The sequence below is a fragment of the Chryseobacterium tructae genome (assembly GCF_030409875.1).
Taxonomy (GTDB): domain Bacteria; phylum Bacteroidota; class Bacteroidia; order Flavobacteriales; family Weeksellaceae; genus Chryseobacterium; species Chryseobacterium tructae.
Genome location: NZ_JAUFQR010000001.1, coordinates 4,321,984 through 4,339,366, shown reverse-complemented (window position 1 = coordinate 4,339,366; position 17,383 = coordinate 4,321,984). Strand labels below are relative to the sequence as shown.

Genomic DNA, 17,383 nt, shown 5'->3' with positions numbered 1-17,383 from the left:
TAACCTTATTCAACAAATAATACAAAAATGATCAGTGAAAAGAACCTTAAGATCATCGAAAATTTCACTCATTTGTTTGATAGTACGACCTATAAGAAAAGAGAAATATTGATGGATATAGATCAGGTTCACCGCGATTTATTTTATATTAAAAAAGGAGTAGCGAGAATCTTTTATTACGATGATAAAGCACAGGATCATACCCATTGGATCAGTTCAGATCATAGTTTTATAGCCTTATTTTCAAGTGTGTTATCCGGAAAAGCGGTTCCCTTTGGAATTGAAGTCATCGAAGACAATAGCGAAATATTCAGATTGCCTTATCGTCAGCTTTTGGAGCTGAAATCAAGCAATCCGGAAATACAGCAGTTCATGGAAGATCTATTTGCCCAAAGTTTAATTACCATGGGAAACAGACTGATGGATCAGCAGATCAAAACAACAGATCAGCGTTACAATGATTTTGTGGTCGCTCATCCGGATTGGCTTCAGAGAATTAATCTGGGATACATTGCAGGATATCTTGGAATGACCCAGCAACAATTGAGTAAAGTAAGAGCTCAGCAGAAATAATCCTTTTTTAATCTAGGCGAAAAAAAAAGCTAAACTTTAAGACTACTTTCGAAAAAGCTTAGCTAATAAAGGTATGGCTGAATTAAAGAAATACAGCATACCATTTTTCACCAAAATAGAAACATAATGAAAAAAGGAACCTATCAATTACATGATGAAGCTAATTTTAATTTTCAACTGAACAGAACCTTAATGTGGGGGAGTGGTAATCTTGAAGAAATAAAAACAATGGCCTCTAGAATCAGGACTACAGAAGATTGGGTAAAAGAGATGAGCATCCTGGCTGAAGAAGCAGAAGCTAGCCAACAGATTCCTAAAGCCATTGGATATTACAGAATGGCAGAGTTTTTTGAGGCTGATGGAACGGCGGAAAAATCGCGATTGTATGCTCAATCAAAATCTTTATTTTATGACTACCACAAAATCACTTTTGAACAGGAAATAAAAAGGGATGAGGTAGCTTATGAAAATGGAAAACTACCCGTTTGGATCTGTCTTCCGAAACAAGATATAAAAGACACGGTGATTATTCATGGGGGAAATGATTCTTATATGGAAGAATTTTTACCGGTAGTGCAGCGTTTGGTATCCGAAGGAATTGCTGTGTATATTTTTGATGGCCCGGGGCAGGGCGGAGCTTTAAGAGAATCGGGTATTTATTATACCTATGAATGGGAAAAACCTATTAAAGCTATTCTGGATGCTTATCAGTTGGACAATGTAACCCTTATCGGGCTATCGTTAGGAGGAATGTTGGCACCTAGAGCAGCTGCATTTGAAAGTCGCATTCAAAGAGTAGTAGCGTGGGGAATTATGCCTAGTTTTTATGAGGTGATCCTCACCAAAGTGCCTAATGAACTAAGAATGTTAATGGATGCAGAAGACAAAAATAAGGTCAATGAATTGATTCAAAGGAAAATGGAAATAGATCCTTTGGTACAATGGGCCATGCAGCATGGAATGTTCAGTATGAATGTAGAAACTCCATATGATTACATTAAAAAGGCTCAGGATTTTGAAATGGAAAGTATAGGATCGCAGATTACACAAGATTTTTTGTTGCTCGGTTCCAATGGTGACCACTTTATTCCCGTTGAATTGTATAAAAGAGTCATTGATGCTTTACCTAATGTAAAATCTCTTACTTATAAGATGTATACGAAGAATGATTTGGCGGAAAACCATTGTAATATCGGAAATACGGAACTTGTTTTAAATGATATTATCCATTGGATACTGCAGGTTAGAAATAAATAAGAATACTTTGCCTTTATAAAATAGTAAGGTTGTTTCTCTGGAAACAGCCTTTTATTGATGAATAGGTGAAAAGCAAAGGATCAAAATTGTTAAAGATCAAATACTTTAGTATATTTATAGAACCAAACCATTTCACAAAATCATCCTGTTATGAAAAAAGTTCTTTTAATTCTTCTTGGAATTCTCATTATTCTGGCTGCAGTCGTAGTGATTAAAACATATACTTATCCTTTTAAAAAAGGCCCATCCGGAAATGCAGAAGGATGGAAGCCTGTAAAAAATGATTCAGCAGTAGCAAGATTTTCAGGAGGAATAAAGATCCCTACTGTTTCTACAGGAAGTTTGGGTGAATTCAATTATGCACCTTTTGATCAATTTAAAGAATACTTGAAAACCACCTATCCGTTGGTATATCAAAATACTGAAAATGTTGAGGTCAACAAATATGGATTAGTATTCAGATTGAAAGGCAGTAATTCAAAACTGGAGCCTATTCTATTCCTTTCTCATATGGATGTGGTTCCTCCGGGAGATGCAGATGTAAAAAATACACAAGAAAATATTTTCAGACCAGATGATAAACCGCTAGATCCTGTTTCGAAAGTAGCTGAAGATTGGGAATTTTCCCCTTTTTCGGGAGCTGTAGCTAATGGAAGAATCTATGGCAGAGGAGCAATAGACATGAAAGGAATGCTCTTTTCCTTAATGGAATCTATGAATAACCTGATTAAAAGCAAGCAAATTCCTCAACGTGACATCTACCTGGCTTTTGGTTTTGATGAAGAAGTAGGCGGAAAGAATGGAGCTATTCAGATTGCAGAATATTTTAAGAAAAAAGGATTGAAATTCGATGCGGTGTATGATGAAGGAGGATTGATTATGCGAAAAGGAAATGTAGCAGGTGTAGATGCTGATGTTGCCGTGGTGGGATGTGCTGAAAAAGGTTTTCTTTCTGCCAAAATAAAGGTGAAAGGTCTTGGAGGACACTCTTCAATGCCACCTATGGAAAGTGCAATCGGTAAAGCAGCTGTGATTATGCAAAGACTGGAAGATCATCAGATGAAACCTGTCATTACTCCATTGGTAAAAGAATTTTTCGATAATATAGGCGGAGTGATGCCATTTACAACGAGAATGGCATTGGCGAATCAATGGCTTTTAAAACCGGTGCTGATCTCGCAGCTGACCAAAAATAATACCACCAATGCGCTAGTACGAACTACAACAGCATTAACGATGATGAAAGGAAGTGACGGAACCAATGTGCTGTCTCCTGAAGTAGAATTTGTTGTTAACTTTAGACTTCTTCCAGGAAATACAGTGAAAGATGTTCGGGAACATATTGCAAAAGCAACTAAAGGTTTTGATGTTGAAGTAGAAGAAATTGATAATACAAGAGAAGCATCAGCTGTATCATCATCCAAAACAAAAGCATTTAAACGTATTGAAGAAGGTGTAAAAGAGATTTATCCGGAGGCTATTGTTTCTCCTTATCTTACCATGGCCGGAACAGATGCCGGTAAATATGAAATTGTAAGCAAAAACGTATACAGATTCATGCCTATTAGAATCAATAGCTCAGAACAGCAGAGTATTCACAGTACCAACGAATATCTTAGTATAGACAATTACCTGAAGATGATTCACTACTTTGAATTTATGATGAAAAATTATGATAAGTAGGATGAAGTGCGAGGAGTGAAGTCCGTGATCCGGGTTTTGAGGTGAAGTAGGTAAGTCAGTGGGCATTTTTTATGAACAACACTAATTTCCTATTCACATTTTAAGTTTCATCTCTGTCCCCAATCTCAAAGTCTCTTATCTTTCTCCAGATTTCTTTTTCTTTAAAAAAATATAAAGCGTCAAGTTTTGTCGCATTACGGTAATAGCTTTGTCATATCAAAATTACAGAGCTATGGAATTGCCATTTTACTTAAACTTTAACGACTTTGAAAACCATTATTACGATCATCTTGAAAAATGGTTTGAAGAATACTGTAATGCTAGTGAGGCAGACTATCTGAAAGCCCTTGCAGATTTATATAGCCCTTATCTTTATTACAATTTTGCTAATGACAGCTTACAGGCTGATGCAACCATTGAAATTAAAGACTGCTTCTTTCCCTATCATGAAAAGATAGGAATTTCTTTCTGTACAGGCTGTGAAAACGGAAAATCACCCAAAAAAGGAATGAATCATGTTTTTGAATGGAAGGCTATTTCTATGATGGAATATGCCCAACATATTCTGGATAAGATCAATCGTCATTGCTCCAAAAACAAAGAAGCACTGAGTGGCAGCAGAAATATTCTGGATTATATCAATGATTATGATATTGTGACTTCTCGTGAAGGAGTAGGATATTGTGTCAGTTACAATAAACACCAGATGACCATTCCTTTTCTTAAGGCTTATCTTCCATACTATGGGCAGACTGTAGATATGGCACTGTATCGGGATTTTATTTTTTCTATTGTACAGATCGCCGAATTTATCGATCAGAAATTAAAGATTATTCAAGCCTTTGAACATACTATTTATGCCCAGTCAAGAGCAGAAGCAAAATTCAAAGTACAAATGAGCCGCCAGTTTCTAACGTTGTGCAACTAAAGTTTTACACCAACATTCATACTTAATTATATTGCGGAGAATCCTATATTTTCCAACGAAAATCCCAACCAGAAATGGTTGGGATTTTTAATGAGTGAATATATCTTTTAGTCAAGATGATCTTCGTTGGTAATTTCTTTCTTTTTGTAAGGAATATTCCAGATGAGGTCTGCGGCCAGATAATGTACTCCGCCATGATGAATGCTTTGGCTTCCTCTGATCAGATCATCCATATATCCAATATCTACCGTAAAAGGAGAATTGGGAATATTGAACATATAATAAGCGGCAAGCCTTAATTCCCGATATCCGTAAGAATTCCAGTGCTGGTTATGTTCATTGAGGTGACTGATGGAAAATAGAGCCTCAGCACTCAATGCCAGTTTCTGATTATTCTTGGGGGATAAATTATAGGTCAATTGGCTTTTGATACGCGTTCTCAACTGAAAATCTTCATCTACTTTATGAAAATCAGCATCAAAGAACTTTCTGAATTCCTGGCGAACTGTATTTTTAAGCTTTAGCTTTTTCCCAAGGTTAAAAGTATAAGCATATCGCCCATACACTCTGAATTCCTGTTCTATACCTTCTTTATCATAAGGAACCTCCTTTTCATATTCAGGTTGTCGACGATAGCTTAAGGCATAGCTGTATTGCTGATGGGGGGCAAAAGAGTGATAAACCTCATGGTTTAATACAAAAATAGCCTGCTTTGCCAATAAATTATCGTTATCCGGAGTACTTTTACGCCCAATGGCAATATAACTCATGGTTTGTTTTTTTCCCAGAGAGTCCAGATTGTGCTTGACTCCAAATGCTGACCAGAATGCAGTCTTGGCATCTCCAAGACCAGGTGGACTGATCTGTGCTTTTGCCAGGCTTCCCATACATCCTGTTATACCTATTATGATAAATACTTTTTTTATATCGAACATCATGATAACTGCTTTACGATTAGTGTTAAAATCTGCGAAATCATAAGGTTAGATAAAGATATCAGAGATACGCAGAGAAAATACTTTGTCAAAAACAAATGTATGAAGCTTTATGAATAGAATGTTTATTCAAAATCCTTCAATACTGTTTAAAAACATGACAAAATAAAGACTTGATTTAGGAAAAATTTAGGAATGATGAAAACTCATTCATGAAAGATAATTTAATGGGTATACAGATTGTGAATAACTTGTTAGTAAAATGTGGAAAAGTCGATTTTTTACTTTTTTACATCTATTAAAATAGCTTGTAGAACATACTAGAGTACGATTATTAAAATGATGATTTTTATCTTTTATTTAGAATAATTCAAATTAATATTGTGGGAAAGTTTGTTTATCCTTTATTTTGTACTTTATTTATAATTATTTTAAATAAGGCTGAAAAATGATACAACTAAGTGAATGTAAACTTCTGATGAAGTCGATTACTCATGTCCATGAAGCAGAACAAAAGGACGTTCAAACAGATAAAATACTACAATGGTCTAAACCATTTCTAATTTTCTTCTTTCCCTGATAAGTTTAACCCAACTCTATGCACAAGATCTTCAAGGTGGAATAGCCGGTAAGATTAATATGGTGGATGGACAGCCTTTAAGAGCAATTTCTGTTTCATTATTGGAAACTGATCGCCAAACTTTGACGGATGATGAGGGAAACTATCGTTTTACCAATGTAAATGCAGGTTCTTATACCATAAAGTTACAAATCTTAGGATCTAAAGAAATACGTATTCCTGTTGAAGTAAAAGCAGGAGAAAGCACAACCTTGGATTATCAACTGACCAAAGAAAATATTCAGGCGATACAGGAAGTTGTGATCATGAAAAATGTCAATAGGTTTTCTAAAAAAGAAAGTGGGTTTGTGGCAAGACTTCCTTTAAAGAACCTGGAAAACCCTCAGGTATATAACACTGTAACTAAAGAGCTTTTTCAGGAACAGGTTGCTGTAGATCTTGGAAGTATCTCTAAGAATGTACCGGGAGCAGGAGTTCCTATGATTGCCAATCAGGGAAGAGTAACCTTTCGTTCAAGAGGTTTTGAAACCGAACCTAATGCAAGAAATGGAGTGGCAGGTGCTGCATTTTCAGTAATTGATCCTGTCAACCTAGAACGTATTGAAGCAATAAAAGGTCCTTCGGCTACTTTATTCGGAAAAAGTGTAGCCAGCAGTTATGGTGGGGTTTACAATCGTGTGACGAAAAAGCCTTATAATAACTTTGGTGGTGAAGTAGGATATGTTGGTGGAAGCTGGGATTACAACCGAGTAACAGTAGATGTGAATACTCCGGTTAATAAAGATAGAACAGCCCTTTTCCGTCTGAATGCAGCAGGAACTTTTGAAAAAAGTTTTCAAGAACTAGGATTTACCAATTCATTGGCTATAGCCCCAAGTTTCTCATATCAGATCAATGACCGTATGTCGCTTCTTTTGGATATAGAATTCAATCAGGCAAAAGGAACCTCAGTGGTACGCTTTAATCCTTATACAGGAAGCAATAAACACAGTCTATTGCAGATATGAAGTTTCCGTATTATAAGAACTTCCTGGGAGATGATCTGGCTTATGAAACGCAGATGATGAATATCTTTACCCAGTTGAACTATAAAATTTCAGAAAATTGGACATCTCAGACGATTGTATCCCGTGCAAGATCTACCATTAATGGCTATATTTCTGCTATTAATGGGAAAACAGATTCTACGGCAAGTGCTCAGGTGATGGTAGGAACTACTTCATTTATAGCAACCAATATCCAGCAGAATTTTATCGGTGATTTCCATATCGGAAGATTCAGAAACAGAATGGTTGTGGGATTGGATTATTATAACAATTCTAATCATTTTGACCGTTATCATACCAATACAAAAGTATTTAACTTTGTTCATCCATCGGCAGACTTCAGAGTCAACCAAAATACAATTGATGCACTTACCGCAACTTCTGTAGCGAGAAGAGAGAATAATAGTGATAATACCTATGCAGCTTATGTGTCGAATGTCTTCAATGTAACAGATCAGTTAATGGTAATGGCTAGTTTAAGAGTAGACAGATTCCAGTTTAAAGGAGTTTATGATATTGCTACAGGTCAAATAAAAGGAGGCTTAAGTAACAGCGGAACGCAGACCGGACCTTATGGACAGACAGCGCTTTCTCCTAAATTGGGTCTTGTTTATGAAATATTGAAGAATAAAGTGTCCCTATTTGGAAACTATATGAATGGTTTCAATAACGTAAGTGGAGTAGATATTAACGGAAATTCATTCAAGCCTGAGTATGCTAATCAATTGGAGTTGGGAGTAAAAGCAGATATTTTCAACCACAGACTTGTAGGAACTTTAAGTTATTATAATATCCGTGTTGATAATATATTGAGAACAAATCCTGATGATATCAACTATTCTATTCAGGATGGAACCCAATTGAGCAAAGGATTTGAAGCTGAGTTGACTGCCAATCCTTTTGATGGATTAAATATTGTTGCCGGATATGCTTACAACGATAGTAAATTTACCAATGCCAACCCTTCCGTTAATGGTCTAAGACCAGCATTGTCAGGCCCTGCGAATATGTTTAATTTCTGGATCAGCTACAGAATTCCCCAAGGTAAATTAAAAGGCCTTGGAGTAGGAGGTGGCGGAAACATGGGATCATCTTCATATCAGACAAATACACAAACAGCCAAAGTAATTATACCATCGTATACGATGTTTGACCTGGGAATTTTCTATGACCAGCCAAAATATAGAGTAGGATTGAAATTTGATAATATTACCAACGAAAAAGCCTGGTCAGTGCGTTTAACACCACAAGCACCAGCGCGTTTCTTAGGGAGTGTTTCCCTGAAATTCTAAAATGAGATTTTAATAATTGATAACAAAAAAGTCCCGGATTTATTAATCCGGGACTTTTTATTTTATAAAGACTTTCTGAACTTTTATCTTGAATCTATTCATTAATAAATTTTGATCCAATTTTCTGTCTGAGATAAATCCATTCTTCATCTTTCCGCTTCCATCTTTTTAATTAATCCAAAGGCAATAATTATTACGATATCTTATTTTGGCATAAGATGTCCCTTGGAATGTTCCCGGAGTATTATCTTGCCAATCCTGTCTGATGACATACAACCCAGGCATGCTAGGTTTGAAAACGGCTTGATGATTTTCATCTGTTGGAATGTTTTTTTCCCAGTTTTCAGGGTTGAAAATCCTAAGTATGGTGCCTTTCTCTACAGGCTTCATATTTCGGTAAGGAAAAATAGTGTAGACCCCATTTTTCTCTTGAAGGCTAATATCCATAAACTGAAGTGGAGCGATGCTACCCGATGGAACTCCCACTTGATAAGCGCTGCACATAAAATCAATAGGTCTTACATTTTCCTGTGGATTTTGAGAACGTACTAAAACAGGCTGTTGATCGTTCATCCCTAAATTCGATAAGTTCCTTCCTGGCTAGGCGTAAATGTTCCTTCCCAATGATCTCCTTTAGGTTGTAATGTGATCTTTAGCTTTTCACCCTTGGTATTGAAGAGAAAGAAATTGAAATTTTTGATTCTCTCAAACTCAGCGCCAGTCGTTCGGTGTCGTTCGCTAAGCTCATCAATAAAGCCATAGCATACCTGAATCTTAACCTGTTCTTTTATTTTCCCCGACCCATGAATCTCCATCCAATAGGAACTGGCTTTTGTAAGAGATGGGAATAGAAAAACTGCAAAAAATAACAGCGAAGAAAATGCTGTTCGTATTGTGTACATTTTTATTTGAATTATATTGATATTACAAATTTAAGGAAAAAGGTATCATAGGGTGTGTAGCTTTATTATGAAAACTGCGATATTAAAAAATACCGCAGCTCACTTGATTATAATGATTGATTTTGCTTTATACGCTTGCTCTGCATAGAGCATCCCAGGTAGTCCAGAAATGAGCATTAATAGAACCAATAGGAGGATTAGTGCTATCTGCAACAATTCCTACCATTGATGCACAATTAGAATTGCATCCTATTTCATTGTAGCTTCCTGCCTGAGGCGGAATTTGTCTCCATGTTCCAGTAGAACCATTCAATAATTCGACTTTAATCTCAAAGATTCCCGAAAGGTTAGGAGTTTGGATTTGTTTTGTTGGATTGTCGCTTGAAATAGAATCACTCCAATTTCCCTGTGAAAATGTTACACGCCATTTGGTAATCATTTTAGCAGTATCGTTGTGAGGGGAAAGATATACCCAGAACTGTGCACCACCTCCCAATTGGAGTTGGCCGGATGAATTTGCGTTTACGCTTGTTGATGTCATATCAGATAGGTTTTGTGGTTATTTTATAAACCAAAGTAACGAAGAACAAAACAGATGCTGTAGAGTATAAATGACCAATTATGTATTTGAGTAGAAATACTTAGATGAATGAGATATTGATCTCCTGAAAAAGTTTTTAAGAAAGAAACAGAAAGATTTGTGAGTGATATGAGTATTCATACAGGCTGGTAATTCTTTTTTTAACACAAAGTTTTATGATTATATTTTGTAGAGTATAGGAAACAAAGACTGAATGAACAAGGTCGTTCTTATGAAATGTATGTAAAACCATATTATATAGCTTCATAAGTGACGAAGTGGCTCCTCTTAGCATCCTTAGAGCCATAAGGTTTTTATTATAAAACTTTGAGTCAAATTAATTTGTAGTTTCTTTAGGACAAACTGAGTAAAAAGGTAAATTCACCTTTATATTTAATCCATTTTTAGCCTCTTTTATTACCTTTTTAAAAATGTTGACAATTTAAAAGAATATAAATAGCCCCATTTATCCAGTAGTAATGGGGCTATTTATTAGTTAAAGCAGATGTTTTAAGTTCTACTTTAGTATTTTATAAGAAGTATAATCCTTGATAGTTTTTAGCTCATAAAATTCTTGTTTATCAGCATCTATAATTCTGATATTATCTAAAGGAACATTTTGACAGTGAATAAAATTAATGAATTTCCAACTATTAAATTTGCCTTTCACAATGATATCAAATCCTTTTTCTATTTCTATTGAGCTGTACCATTCCCAATCTCTAAGTCTTTGATAATCATCGATATTTGAATTGATACTGTACAGAAATTCATCATATTTCTTATCATTATCATCCAATTGCTTTATCTTTTTTACTATACCTTGCGGTAATAATTGCTCCCACTTAGGATCTTCATCACTTAAGTTCTTATTTTTTAAGATTGTTAGAACTGCATTCTTAAAATTGTCTAATACTTCTTTTGAGTGGACTATATTTCTTACTCTAACAATCTGATAGCCTTTTAAAGGTGTTTCTCCTTTTGTGTTATATTGTATGTTTCCTTGTTCTGTCATTACTTTATTTTTTAATAATTACTGCTTTTTTGTTAAATATCTTCTCAAAGTCTTCTATCTTCATAGAATAAGAAGCTCCTTGATTCATAGGTAAGGGGTCACGTAAAAATACCTTTCCATTTTCCACTTTTTCCAGTACTACAGCATGACCTTTAAACTCTGCTGTACCAATACTTACTACTGCTTTATCTCCGTCTTCTAATTTCTCTAATAACTTTGATAACTTAATATCTTTTTCAGCAATAGCTGTTACCTGATCTTCCAATCTTTTGAAATATAGAGCCTCAGGGATATCTAAAATTGAAGCCCCATTAGTATCAGTTTTTAATGCTCTTACCAATTCATCTTCTAATAGTAAAATACCTTTGTCATGTAATGTCATTCTCAAAGAAGTAGCAGCACAAGTATAATCTGTAGATTGTCCAAAGACCTTAGTTTTACTTATCCAACTTTCTATCTTAATTCCTGCATTTTCAGCAAAAGACTTGGTTGCATCACCACCTCCTTTTTGAAGTTTTCTTCCTTTGATTATTACTTCCTCTATATCATGAATTTCATCGGCCAGTTCCTCTGCTTTAGCACCATTCTTAGCACCTTGTAATAATTCTTCAATGAATCTGGTAAAGCCCGCAAACCCTTTAGTACAAGCCTTTCCAAATCTAATAATAAATCTTGAAAGAAAAGCCAGTAAATCTGTAATTCCTAATGTAGCCACAGAAACAGTTTCTCTTGCAAGAACCTTTAATAGACTTGCTGCTTTCTGGACATAAGTAGTTCCTTTTACCACATTCCCTGCACCCTCTGTAAAAATAAGTAGCAGAATATTAATTAGTAGTTCAAAGGCAAAAATGCCTACATAAAAAGCTACTGTATATCTTGAAACATCACCAAAATACTCTTTCATCTTATCCAGTATTCCTTCCATATCAGATTGAGAAATACTTCCACTGGCTTTGAATAGGTCTTTAACCCCCTGCAGGAACTTAGGGACATTCTCTGTTACCCAATCCAGTACATCCTCGGCTTTTTCCATCAAGTCTCTTCTTTCAAGATACTGCTGATAGGAGAAAGTAGTTGTAGGCTGTAAAAGAAACTCTAAAATATACAGCAAACATTGTATAAGACTAATTAGACCACTATTAACACCACAATAAAAAGCATTAGCCAGTTTAAGGATTTCTACTCCTTGTTTAGCTATCTCACTAATGTCATCAGCTACATCAGTAAGAAAGGATTTAATATCATTAATGACACCTGTAATTTTGTTAATCAGCTTTTTAAAGGCATTAGGAAGATGTTCTATGGAAACATCTTTAACCTTACTTGCAGCCTGTCTTACCAATGACCAAATCTTTGAAAAAGTAGCTTCTGCCCCTTGAACAAAAGGATTATCACCTAAATTCTCAAAGAACTGTGCAGCTTTATTTATATTAACAGGAACTGCAACACCTCCTACAATAGGGATTAATGGAGAATAATCTTTAGCCTGAGGATTATAATTCTTCTCTGTAGGCTTAAAAACTTCCAGCTTTTCAGCACACCATCCAATGGCATTAGCAGGAATAGAAGAAATATTGCCTATAATCTCTTCAAATCTTCTGTCTCCTGTATAAAACTGATATTCCCTCATTAAAGCCTGATGAACAAGAGTAGCATCTATTTTATCTTTCTCAAAAGTATAAGCCAACTGTGTCAGATAAGCGGCTTCATCTTCCATAGAGGTGATATTCCTGAAAAACTGACCATTTACATTGGAGGATAATGGTTCTGGGAACCTCTTGAAAAGCCGTACAAAGTAATCTCCCATCTTGGCAATATAAAAGTCACCAGAGAAGTTAGATTTGTTAGGATTGGGCTTTTCATAGAAAAGAAATAAAGCTTGTTTTTTTCTGGCATTAGCCTGATAGGTTCCATATACCTGTGAACCTGTTTCACAGGGCAGAACTTCTGCATAATATTCATATCCTTTTTCTCCTTTGTCATTGACTCCTGTTGAAGCAAATATTGATACGGGGTTATCAGTAAGAGAAGAATGTCCTAAAGGTATGTTTCTGTAATCATAGAATGGACTTCTATAATCAGGAAAATTATCTTTGTTGATGATAGTATCACCCAAAGCACTCTTATCTCCTACGAATCCTTTGTTTAAATCTTCTATGGAAATGACCTTGAATTCAGAGAGATCTTCACTCCACTCATCATCAGATAGTTTCTTCATAAGCTGTGTTTTAGTAATTAATATTTTGTTTAAATGTTTCTAAAGCAAAGCTAGATAAGGGATACGCCATAACTTGACGTGTCATATCATATATTGATTGTAAAATAGAGTATTTAAGAATAAGAAGTATACAACTACTTGAGAATAATAAGGTTGTAAAAACAAAAAAGTCTTAAGTATAAAACTTAAGACTTTTCTTTGCAGAGAGGAAGGGATTCGAACCCTCGATACAGTTACCCGCATACTACCTTTCCAGGGTAGCTCCTTCAACCACTCGGACACCTCTCTATTTGAGATTGCAAAAATAGAATATTTTCTTTAAATACCAAATTTTTATTGCATTTTTTCAGCAGTAATTTCTCCGCAAAGGCTTTGGGTAAAGTTATCCGCGAAACTTCCGGAGTAATTTGGATTATCAATAAGATGCATTGCTTTGGTAATAGCAGTCTCAGCAGTCATGTCTCTGCCACTGATCGCTCCGATTCTTGAGAAGATATTGCTGTTTTCATATTTCCGAACGAAATTCCACCGGAAATACACTGGCTTACTACTACAATCTCTGTCCCATTATTTCTGATCTCCTGAAGAGTTTCCTGAGTCTTTTCACTGCTAAAAATCGTTCCAGAACCAAAGACCTGCAGAATCAGAACTTTCATTTTAGGAATTTCTCTGAAATGGCTGAGGTGCATTCCCGGGAAAATTCTCCAGAACAGAACATCCTCAGAGATATGTTCATCCACATGAAATTCTACCTCCGGATCACAACGGAAAAGATTGTCATTAATGATATTTAAATGAACACCAGATTGGCCAAGAATAGGATAGTTTGGACTTGCATAGGCATCAAAATATTCAGCAGAATACTTTAATGTTCTGTTTCCTCTCAATAATTTGTATTCAAAATAAATGGCAACCTCCTGGATGACAGCTTCATCATTTTCATATAAACTGGCATAATAAAGACTGGTCAACAGATTTTCTTTGGCATCTGTCCTCAAATCACCAATCGGAAGCTGTGAACCTGTCATGATCACAGGTTTTCTTAATCCTTTTAACATAAAACTTAATGCTGAAGCAGTATAAGACATGGTATCCGTTCCGTGAAGAATCAGGAATCCGTCATAATCATTATAGTTTTTGAGAATATAGTTGGCAATTACTCTCCATTCCTCAGGCCCCATGTCCGAAGAGTCCAGTGGTTTAGCAAAAGGATGTACGAAAACTTCACATTCCATAAGCTTCATTTCAGGCATCTTTTCAAAGATATTTCCAAAATCAAAGGCACGGAGACTTCCGGTTTCATAATCTTTTTCCATACCGATGGTTCCTCCGGTATAGATGAGTAGGACTTTTCGCTTCATGTATTATTTTTAATTAAGAATTTAATCCCGGTTAAGGATCATAGCCCAAAATTACGTTAATTTGCAAAGATTTGAAAATGAATGGAACACTTAGAGGGAAATTTTATAAGAATAAAACGAATTATAGGTGTTACATAGAGCTATTGGAAAAAATAACTACATGCAGATGAAAGATTTAGCGCAAACTTATGAATATTTAAAACAGTTTTTAACAGAAGAAAGATTGTCAAAGATTGAACATTTCTCTCAGGAAAGTTCAGACTTTGTACTTCCGGTGGTCGAAGATATTTACCAGTTCAGGAATGCCGCAGCCATTGTACGTTCTGTAGAAGCCTGTGGTTTTCATAAAGTAGTGGCTTTGCAGGAAGAATATAGTTTTGAGCCCAACCTTAGAGTTACCAAAGGGGCTGATACCTGGGTTGAAGTGGAAAAACTTCCCCGAAATATGCAATCCTTTCAGGAAATTAAAGACAGAGGATATAAAATTGTGGTGGTTTCATTGGAAAATAATGCGACCATGTTGCCAGAATATGAAATTACAGAGCCTATAGCCTTGGTTTTCGGAACAGAAATGGAAGGCGTTTCTCAGGAAATCCTGGATTTTGCAGATGAAACACTGGCGATTCCGATGTATGGCTTTACAAGAAGTTTTAACGTTTCTGTAGCGGCTTCAATTTGCATGTATGAATTGAAACAAAAGCTTATAAAATCTGGGATTGATTATAAATTAGATCAAGAAAAACTGTTAAGAATGAAAATCCTTTGGACGGTAAATTCCATAAGAAGTGGCCAGCAGATTTTTGAAAAATATTTAAGTGAAAATAATATTGATTGGAAATAATCAATTTGAAAAAATAAAGGAGGTGTTTAAACACCTCCTTTATTTTTTATATGAATTAAAAATCCATTCACTATATCATATTATAATAATTCCATGCAGCTACAAATAAACCTGCAGTCTCAGTTCTTAACCTTTGATTTCCTAATGAAACTGCTTTGATTTTATGTTCAGCAAGAAACGCGATTTCCTTTTCAGAAAAATCTCCTTCAGGGCCAATTAAAAAAGTAATTTCCTTCATGGTAGGGATGCTCTTTAGTTCCATTCTTTCCAGGTTCTCATGACAATGTGCCACAAACGTATTTTCAGGATGAATATCTTTTAAAAAGTCCGTTAGTCTTACAGCATCATTGATCACTGGAAAATGAAACCTTAGGCTTTGTTTAGAGGCCGCAATAGCTTGTTTTCTGATTTTATCAATATTGATGTTTTTACGTTCCGTTTTTTCTGTAGTAATAATACTAATTTCAGAAATACCCATTTCTACAGCCTTTTCTACAAAAAACTCGATACGGTCAATATTCTTCGTCGGGGCAATAGCGATATGAAGTCTGGGATTGAAGTCTGGAAGATTGTTTTTGATCTCTGAAACCTCAAGACCCGCCTTCTTTCCTTCTATGACCAATTTTCCTGAAGCCAAACCTCCCTTTCCATCGGTGACGTGAATTTCCTCACCATCTCTCATCCGAAGAACCTTTACAATATGTTGTTGTTCTTCATCATTGATGATCACTTTATTGCCAGTTATTTCTCCGTAAAATAATTTCATATATCCTGAGTTAAGAATGCAACTCCTGTTTTGATGGTTGTGTAAATATCGGTGTCACACTCACGGTAACTACACATATATATTTCCTCAATCCATTTATCATTAAGGAAAATCAGGTTTAAATATTCCTGTTTTCTTAAGTTATTCTTTATAGATAAATAATCGCCTTCTTTTGGGGTATAAGGAAAGCTAAAAAGGTGTTCTGAATTTATTTTCTCAATAATTTCCTCTTTTATATCCTGAATGTATCCTGTTTCAGAGCTTGCAGGGAAATAATCATTAAGGTCTTCCGAATCTTCATTTTTTCCTGTAACGGTTTCTAAAACCCAATAATATTTTGAATTCTTTTTAGAATGCGTTCCCAGTACTTTTTCTTCTAAGAGTATTTTCATAAGTCGTATTTTGCTGTAGCGGAAGTTCTCAGATCCGTAAATTCACCTCTTTCAAACTTCAGTTGTGCTACCATGGCAATCATCGCAGCATTATCAGTAGTATATTCAAACTTTGGAATGTAGATATTCCATCCTAATTTTTCTTTGTTGTCTTCCATAGCCCTTCTTAATGCAGAATTGGCAGAAACTCCTCCCGCAATAGCTACATCTATTACATTAAGATCTTTAGCTGCTTTTTCAAGTTTATTCATCAGGATCTCGATGATGCATTTTTGTACGGAAGCACAAAGGTCGTTCAGGTTTTCTTTAATGAAGTCCGGATTTTTTCTTACCTCTTTCTGAATGAAATATAAAACAGAAGTTTTAATTCCGCTGAAAGAATAATCATAATTGTCCAGCTTTGGTTTGTTGAATTTAAAAGCATCAGGATTTCCCTCTTTGGCAAGCCTGTCGATAATAGGTCCTGCAGGATAATCCAGGTCGAAAATCTTTCCAATTTTGTCAAAGGCTTCTCCAGCCGCATCATCAGTTGTTTTTCCGATAATTTCCATATCAAAATAATCCTTTACCAATACAATCATGGTATGACCACCACTTACGGTAAGGCATAAGAAAGGAAAAGTAGGCGGCACAGGATTTGCATCCTCGATGAAATGGGCCAAAATGTGAGCTTGAAGGTGGTTTACTTCAATTAACGGAACATTAAGACTCATAGCCAAAGACTTAGCAAATGATGTTCCTACAAGAAGTGATCCTAAAAGTCCGGGGCCGCGTGTAAATCCTATAGCTGAAATTGCATTTTGTTGTATATTTGCTTTGGTAAAAGATTTTTCAACAACGGGGATAATGTTTTGTTGATGGGCTCGCGAAGCCAATTCAGGAACCACACCTCCATATTCTTTATGGATAGTCTGGTTCGCAGCAATATTTGAAAGAATAGAATTCCCCTTGATGATAGCTGCTGAGGTGTCGTCGCAAGACGATTCAATACCTAAAATTATAGAGTCGCTCATA

General features: G+C 35.5%; 16 protein-coding genes, 1 tRNA gene and 1 pseudogene. 7 read left to right on the top strand and 11 right to left on the bottom strand.

Features of this window, described 5'->3' with window-relative positions:
- The first annotated feature begins 27 nt into the window (after window positions 1–27).
- From QWZ06_RS21505 to QWZ06_RS21490, 4 genes are all read left to right on the top strand, one after another.
- Window positions 28–573 carry a Crp/Fnr family transcriptional regulator gene (locus QWZ06_RS21505; protein ID WP_290301046.1) on the top strand — a complete coding sequence of 182 codons (546 nt, stop codon included), beginning with the start codon at window positions 28–30 and terminating at the stop codon, window positions 571–573.
- A 126-nt stretch (window positions 574–699) separates the two neighbouring features.
- Window positions 700–1,830 (top strand): alpha/beta hydrolase, encoded by a 1,131-nt coding sequence (locus tag QWZ06_RS21500; protein ID WP_290301045.1) that lies wholly within the window; start codon window positions 700–702, stop codon window positions 1,828–1,830.
- A 150-nt stretch (window positions 1,831–1,980) separates the two neighbouring features.
- On the top strand, window positions 1,981–3,513 hold the full coding sequence (locus QWZ06_RS21495) for a M20/M25/M40 family metallo-hydrolase (RefSeq protein WP_290301044.1): 1,533 nt from the start codon (window positions 1,981–1,983) through the stop codon (window positions 3,511–3,513).
- 232 nt (window positions 3,514–3,745) lie between these two features.
- Window positions 3,746–4,441, top strand: a complete 696-nt coding sequence (locus tag QWZ06_RS21490) for a hypothetical protein (protein ID WP_290301043.1) — start codon at window positions 3,746–3,748, stop codon at window positions 4,439–4,441.
- A gap of 107 nt (window positions 4,442–4,548) precedes the next feature.
- On the opposite strand, the gene QWZ06_RS21485 is transcribed toward QWZ06_RS21490, so the two are convergent.
- Window positions 4,549–5,379, bottom strand: a complete 831-nt coding sequence (locus QWZ06_RS21485) for a DUF2490 domain-containing protein (protein ID WP_290301042.1) — start codon at window positions 5,377–5,379, stop codon at window positions 4,549–4,551.
- Between the two features lie 636 nt (window positions 5,380–6,015).
- On the opposite strand from QWZ06_RS21485, the gene QWZ06_RS21480 reads away from it, so the two are divergent.
- Complete coding sequence (locus QWZ06_RS21480; protein ID WP_290301041.1) at window positions 6,016–6,963, top strand: carboxypeptidase-like regulatory domain-containing protein; 948 nt, start codon at window positions 6,016–6,018, stop codon at window positions 6,961–6,963.
- A complete protein-coding gene (locus QWZ06_RS21475; RefSeq protein ID WP_290301040.1) occupies window positions 6,960–8,294 on the top strand; it encodes a TonB-dependent siderophore receptor in 1,335 nt (444 codons plus the stop codon). The genes QWZ06_RS21480 and QWZ06_RS21475 overlap by 4 nt, the downstream gene beginning before the upstream one ends.
- 168 nt (window positions 8,295–8,462) lie before the next feature.
- On the opposite strand, the gene QWZ06_RS21470 is transcribed toward QWZ06_RS21475, so the two are convergent.
- The 7 genes and pseudogenes from QWZ06_RS21470 to QWZ06_RS21440 all read right to left on the bottom strand — a co-directional run bounded on the left by QWZ06_RS21470 (window position 8,463) and on the right by QWZ06_RS21440 (window position 14,370).
- Window positions 8,463–8,867 (bottom strand): hypothetical protein, encoded by a 405-nt coding sequence (locus QWZ06_RS21470; RefSeq protein ID WP_290301039.1) that lies wholly within the window; start codon window positions 8,865–8,867, stop codon window positions 8,463–8,465.
- Between the two features lie 2 nt (window positions 8,868–8,869).
- Entirely contained in the window at window positions 8,870–9,196 is a 327-nt protein-coding gene (locus QWZ06_RS21465) for a hypothetical protein (protein WP_290301038.1), read from the bottom strand.
- Window positions 9,197–9,323: 127 nt separating this feature from the next.
- Window positions 9,324–9,737, bottom strand: a complete 414-nt coding sequence (locus QWZ06_RS21460; RefSeq protein WP_290301037.1) for a hypothetical protein — start codon at window positions 9,735–9,737, stop codon at window positions 9,324–9,326.
- A 556-nt stretch (window positions 9,738–10,293) separates the two neighbouring features.
- Window positions 10,294–10,791 (bottom strand): hypothetical protein, encoded by a 498-nt coding sequence (locus QWZ06_RS21455; RefSeq protein ID WP_290301036.1) that lies wholly within the window; start codon window positions 10,789–10,791, stop codon window positions 10,294–10,296.
- 4 nt (window positions 10,792–10,795) lie between these two features.
- Complete coding sequence (locus QWZ06_RS21450) at window positions 10,796–13,009, bottom strand: cysteine peptidase family C39 domain-containing protein (protein ID WP_290301035.1); 2,214 nt, start codon at window positions 13,007–13,009, stop codon at window positions 10,796–10,798.
- Between the two features lie 201 nt (window positions 13,010–13,210).
- Window positions 13,211–13,297: transfer RNA gene (locus QWZ06_RS21445), tRNA-Ser, on the bottom strand.
- A 45-nt stretch (window positions 13,298–13,342) separates the two neighbouring features.
- Window positions 13,343–14,370, bottom strand: a pseudogene (locus QWZ06_RS21440) (asparaginase).
- Between the two features lie 160 nt (window positions 14,371–14,530).
- On the opposite strand from QWZ06_RS21440, the gene QWZ06_RS21435 reads away from it, so the two are divergent.
- A complete protein-coding gene (locus QWZ06_RS21435) occupies window positions 14,531–15,211 on the top strand; it encodes a TrmH family RNA methyltransferase (protein WP_290301034.1) in 681 nt (226 codons plus the stop codon).
- Between the two features lie 70 nt (window positions 15,212–15,281).
- Here QWZ06_RS21435 and QWZ06_RS21430 read toward each other — a convergent pair whose 3' ends face one another.
- From QWZ06_RS21430 to tsaD, 3 genes are read right to left on the bottom strand one after another with little or no spacing between them, the layout of a single operon-like run.
- Window positions 15,282–15,977, bottom strand: coding sequence for an RsmE family RNA methyltransferase (locus QWZ06_RS21430; protein ID WP_290301033.1), 696 nt, complete (start codon window positions 15,975–15,977; stop codon window positions 15,282–15,284).
- Window positions 15,974–16,369, bottom strand: coding sequence for a hypothetical protein (locus tag QWZ06_RS21425; protein ID WP_290301032.1), 396 nt, complete (start codon window positions 16,367–16,369; stop codon window positions 15,974–15,976). The genes QWZ06_RS21430 and QWZ06_RS21425 overlap by 4 nt, the downstream gene beginning before the upstream one ends.
- Window positions 16,366–17,382 carry a tRNA (adenosine(37)-N6)-threonylcarbamoyltransferase complex transferase subunit TsaD gene (tsaD, locus tag QWZ06_RS21420; RefSeq protein WP_290301031.1) on the bottom strand — a complete coding sequence of 339 codons (1,017 nt, stop codon included), beginning with the start codon at window positions 17,380–17,382 and terminating at the stop codon, window positions 16,366–16,368. The genes QWZ06_RS21425 and tsaD overlap by 4 nt, the downstream gene beginning before the upstream one ends.
- Window position 17,383: the final 1 nt, after the last annotated feature.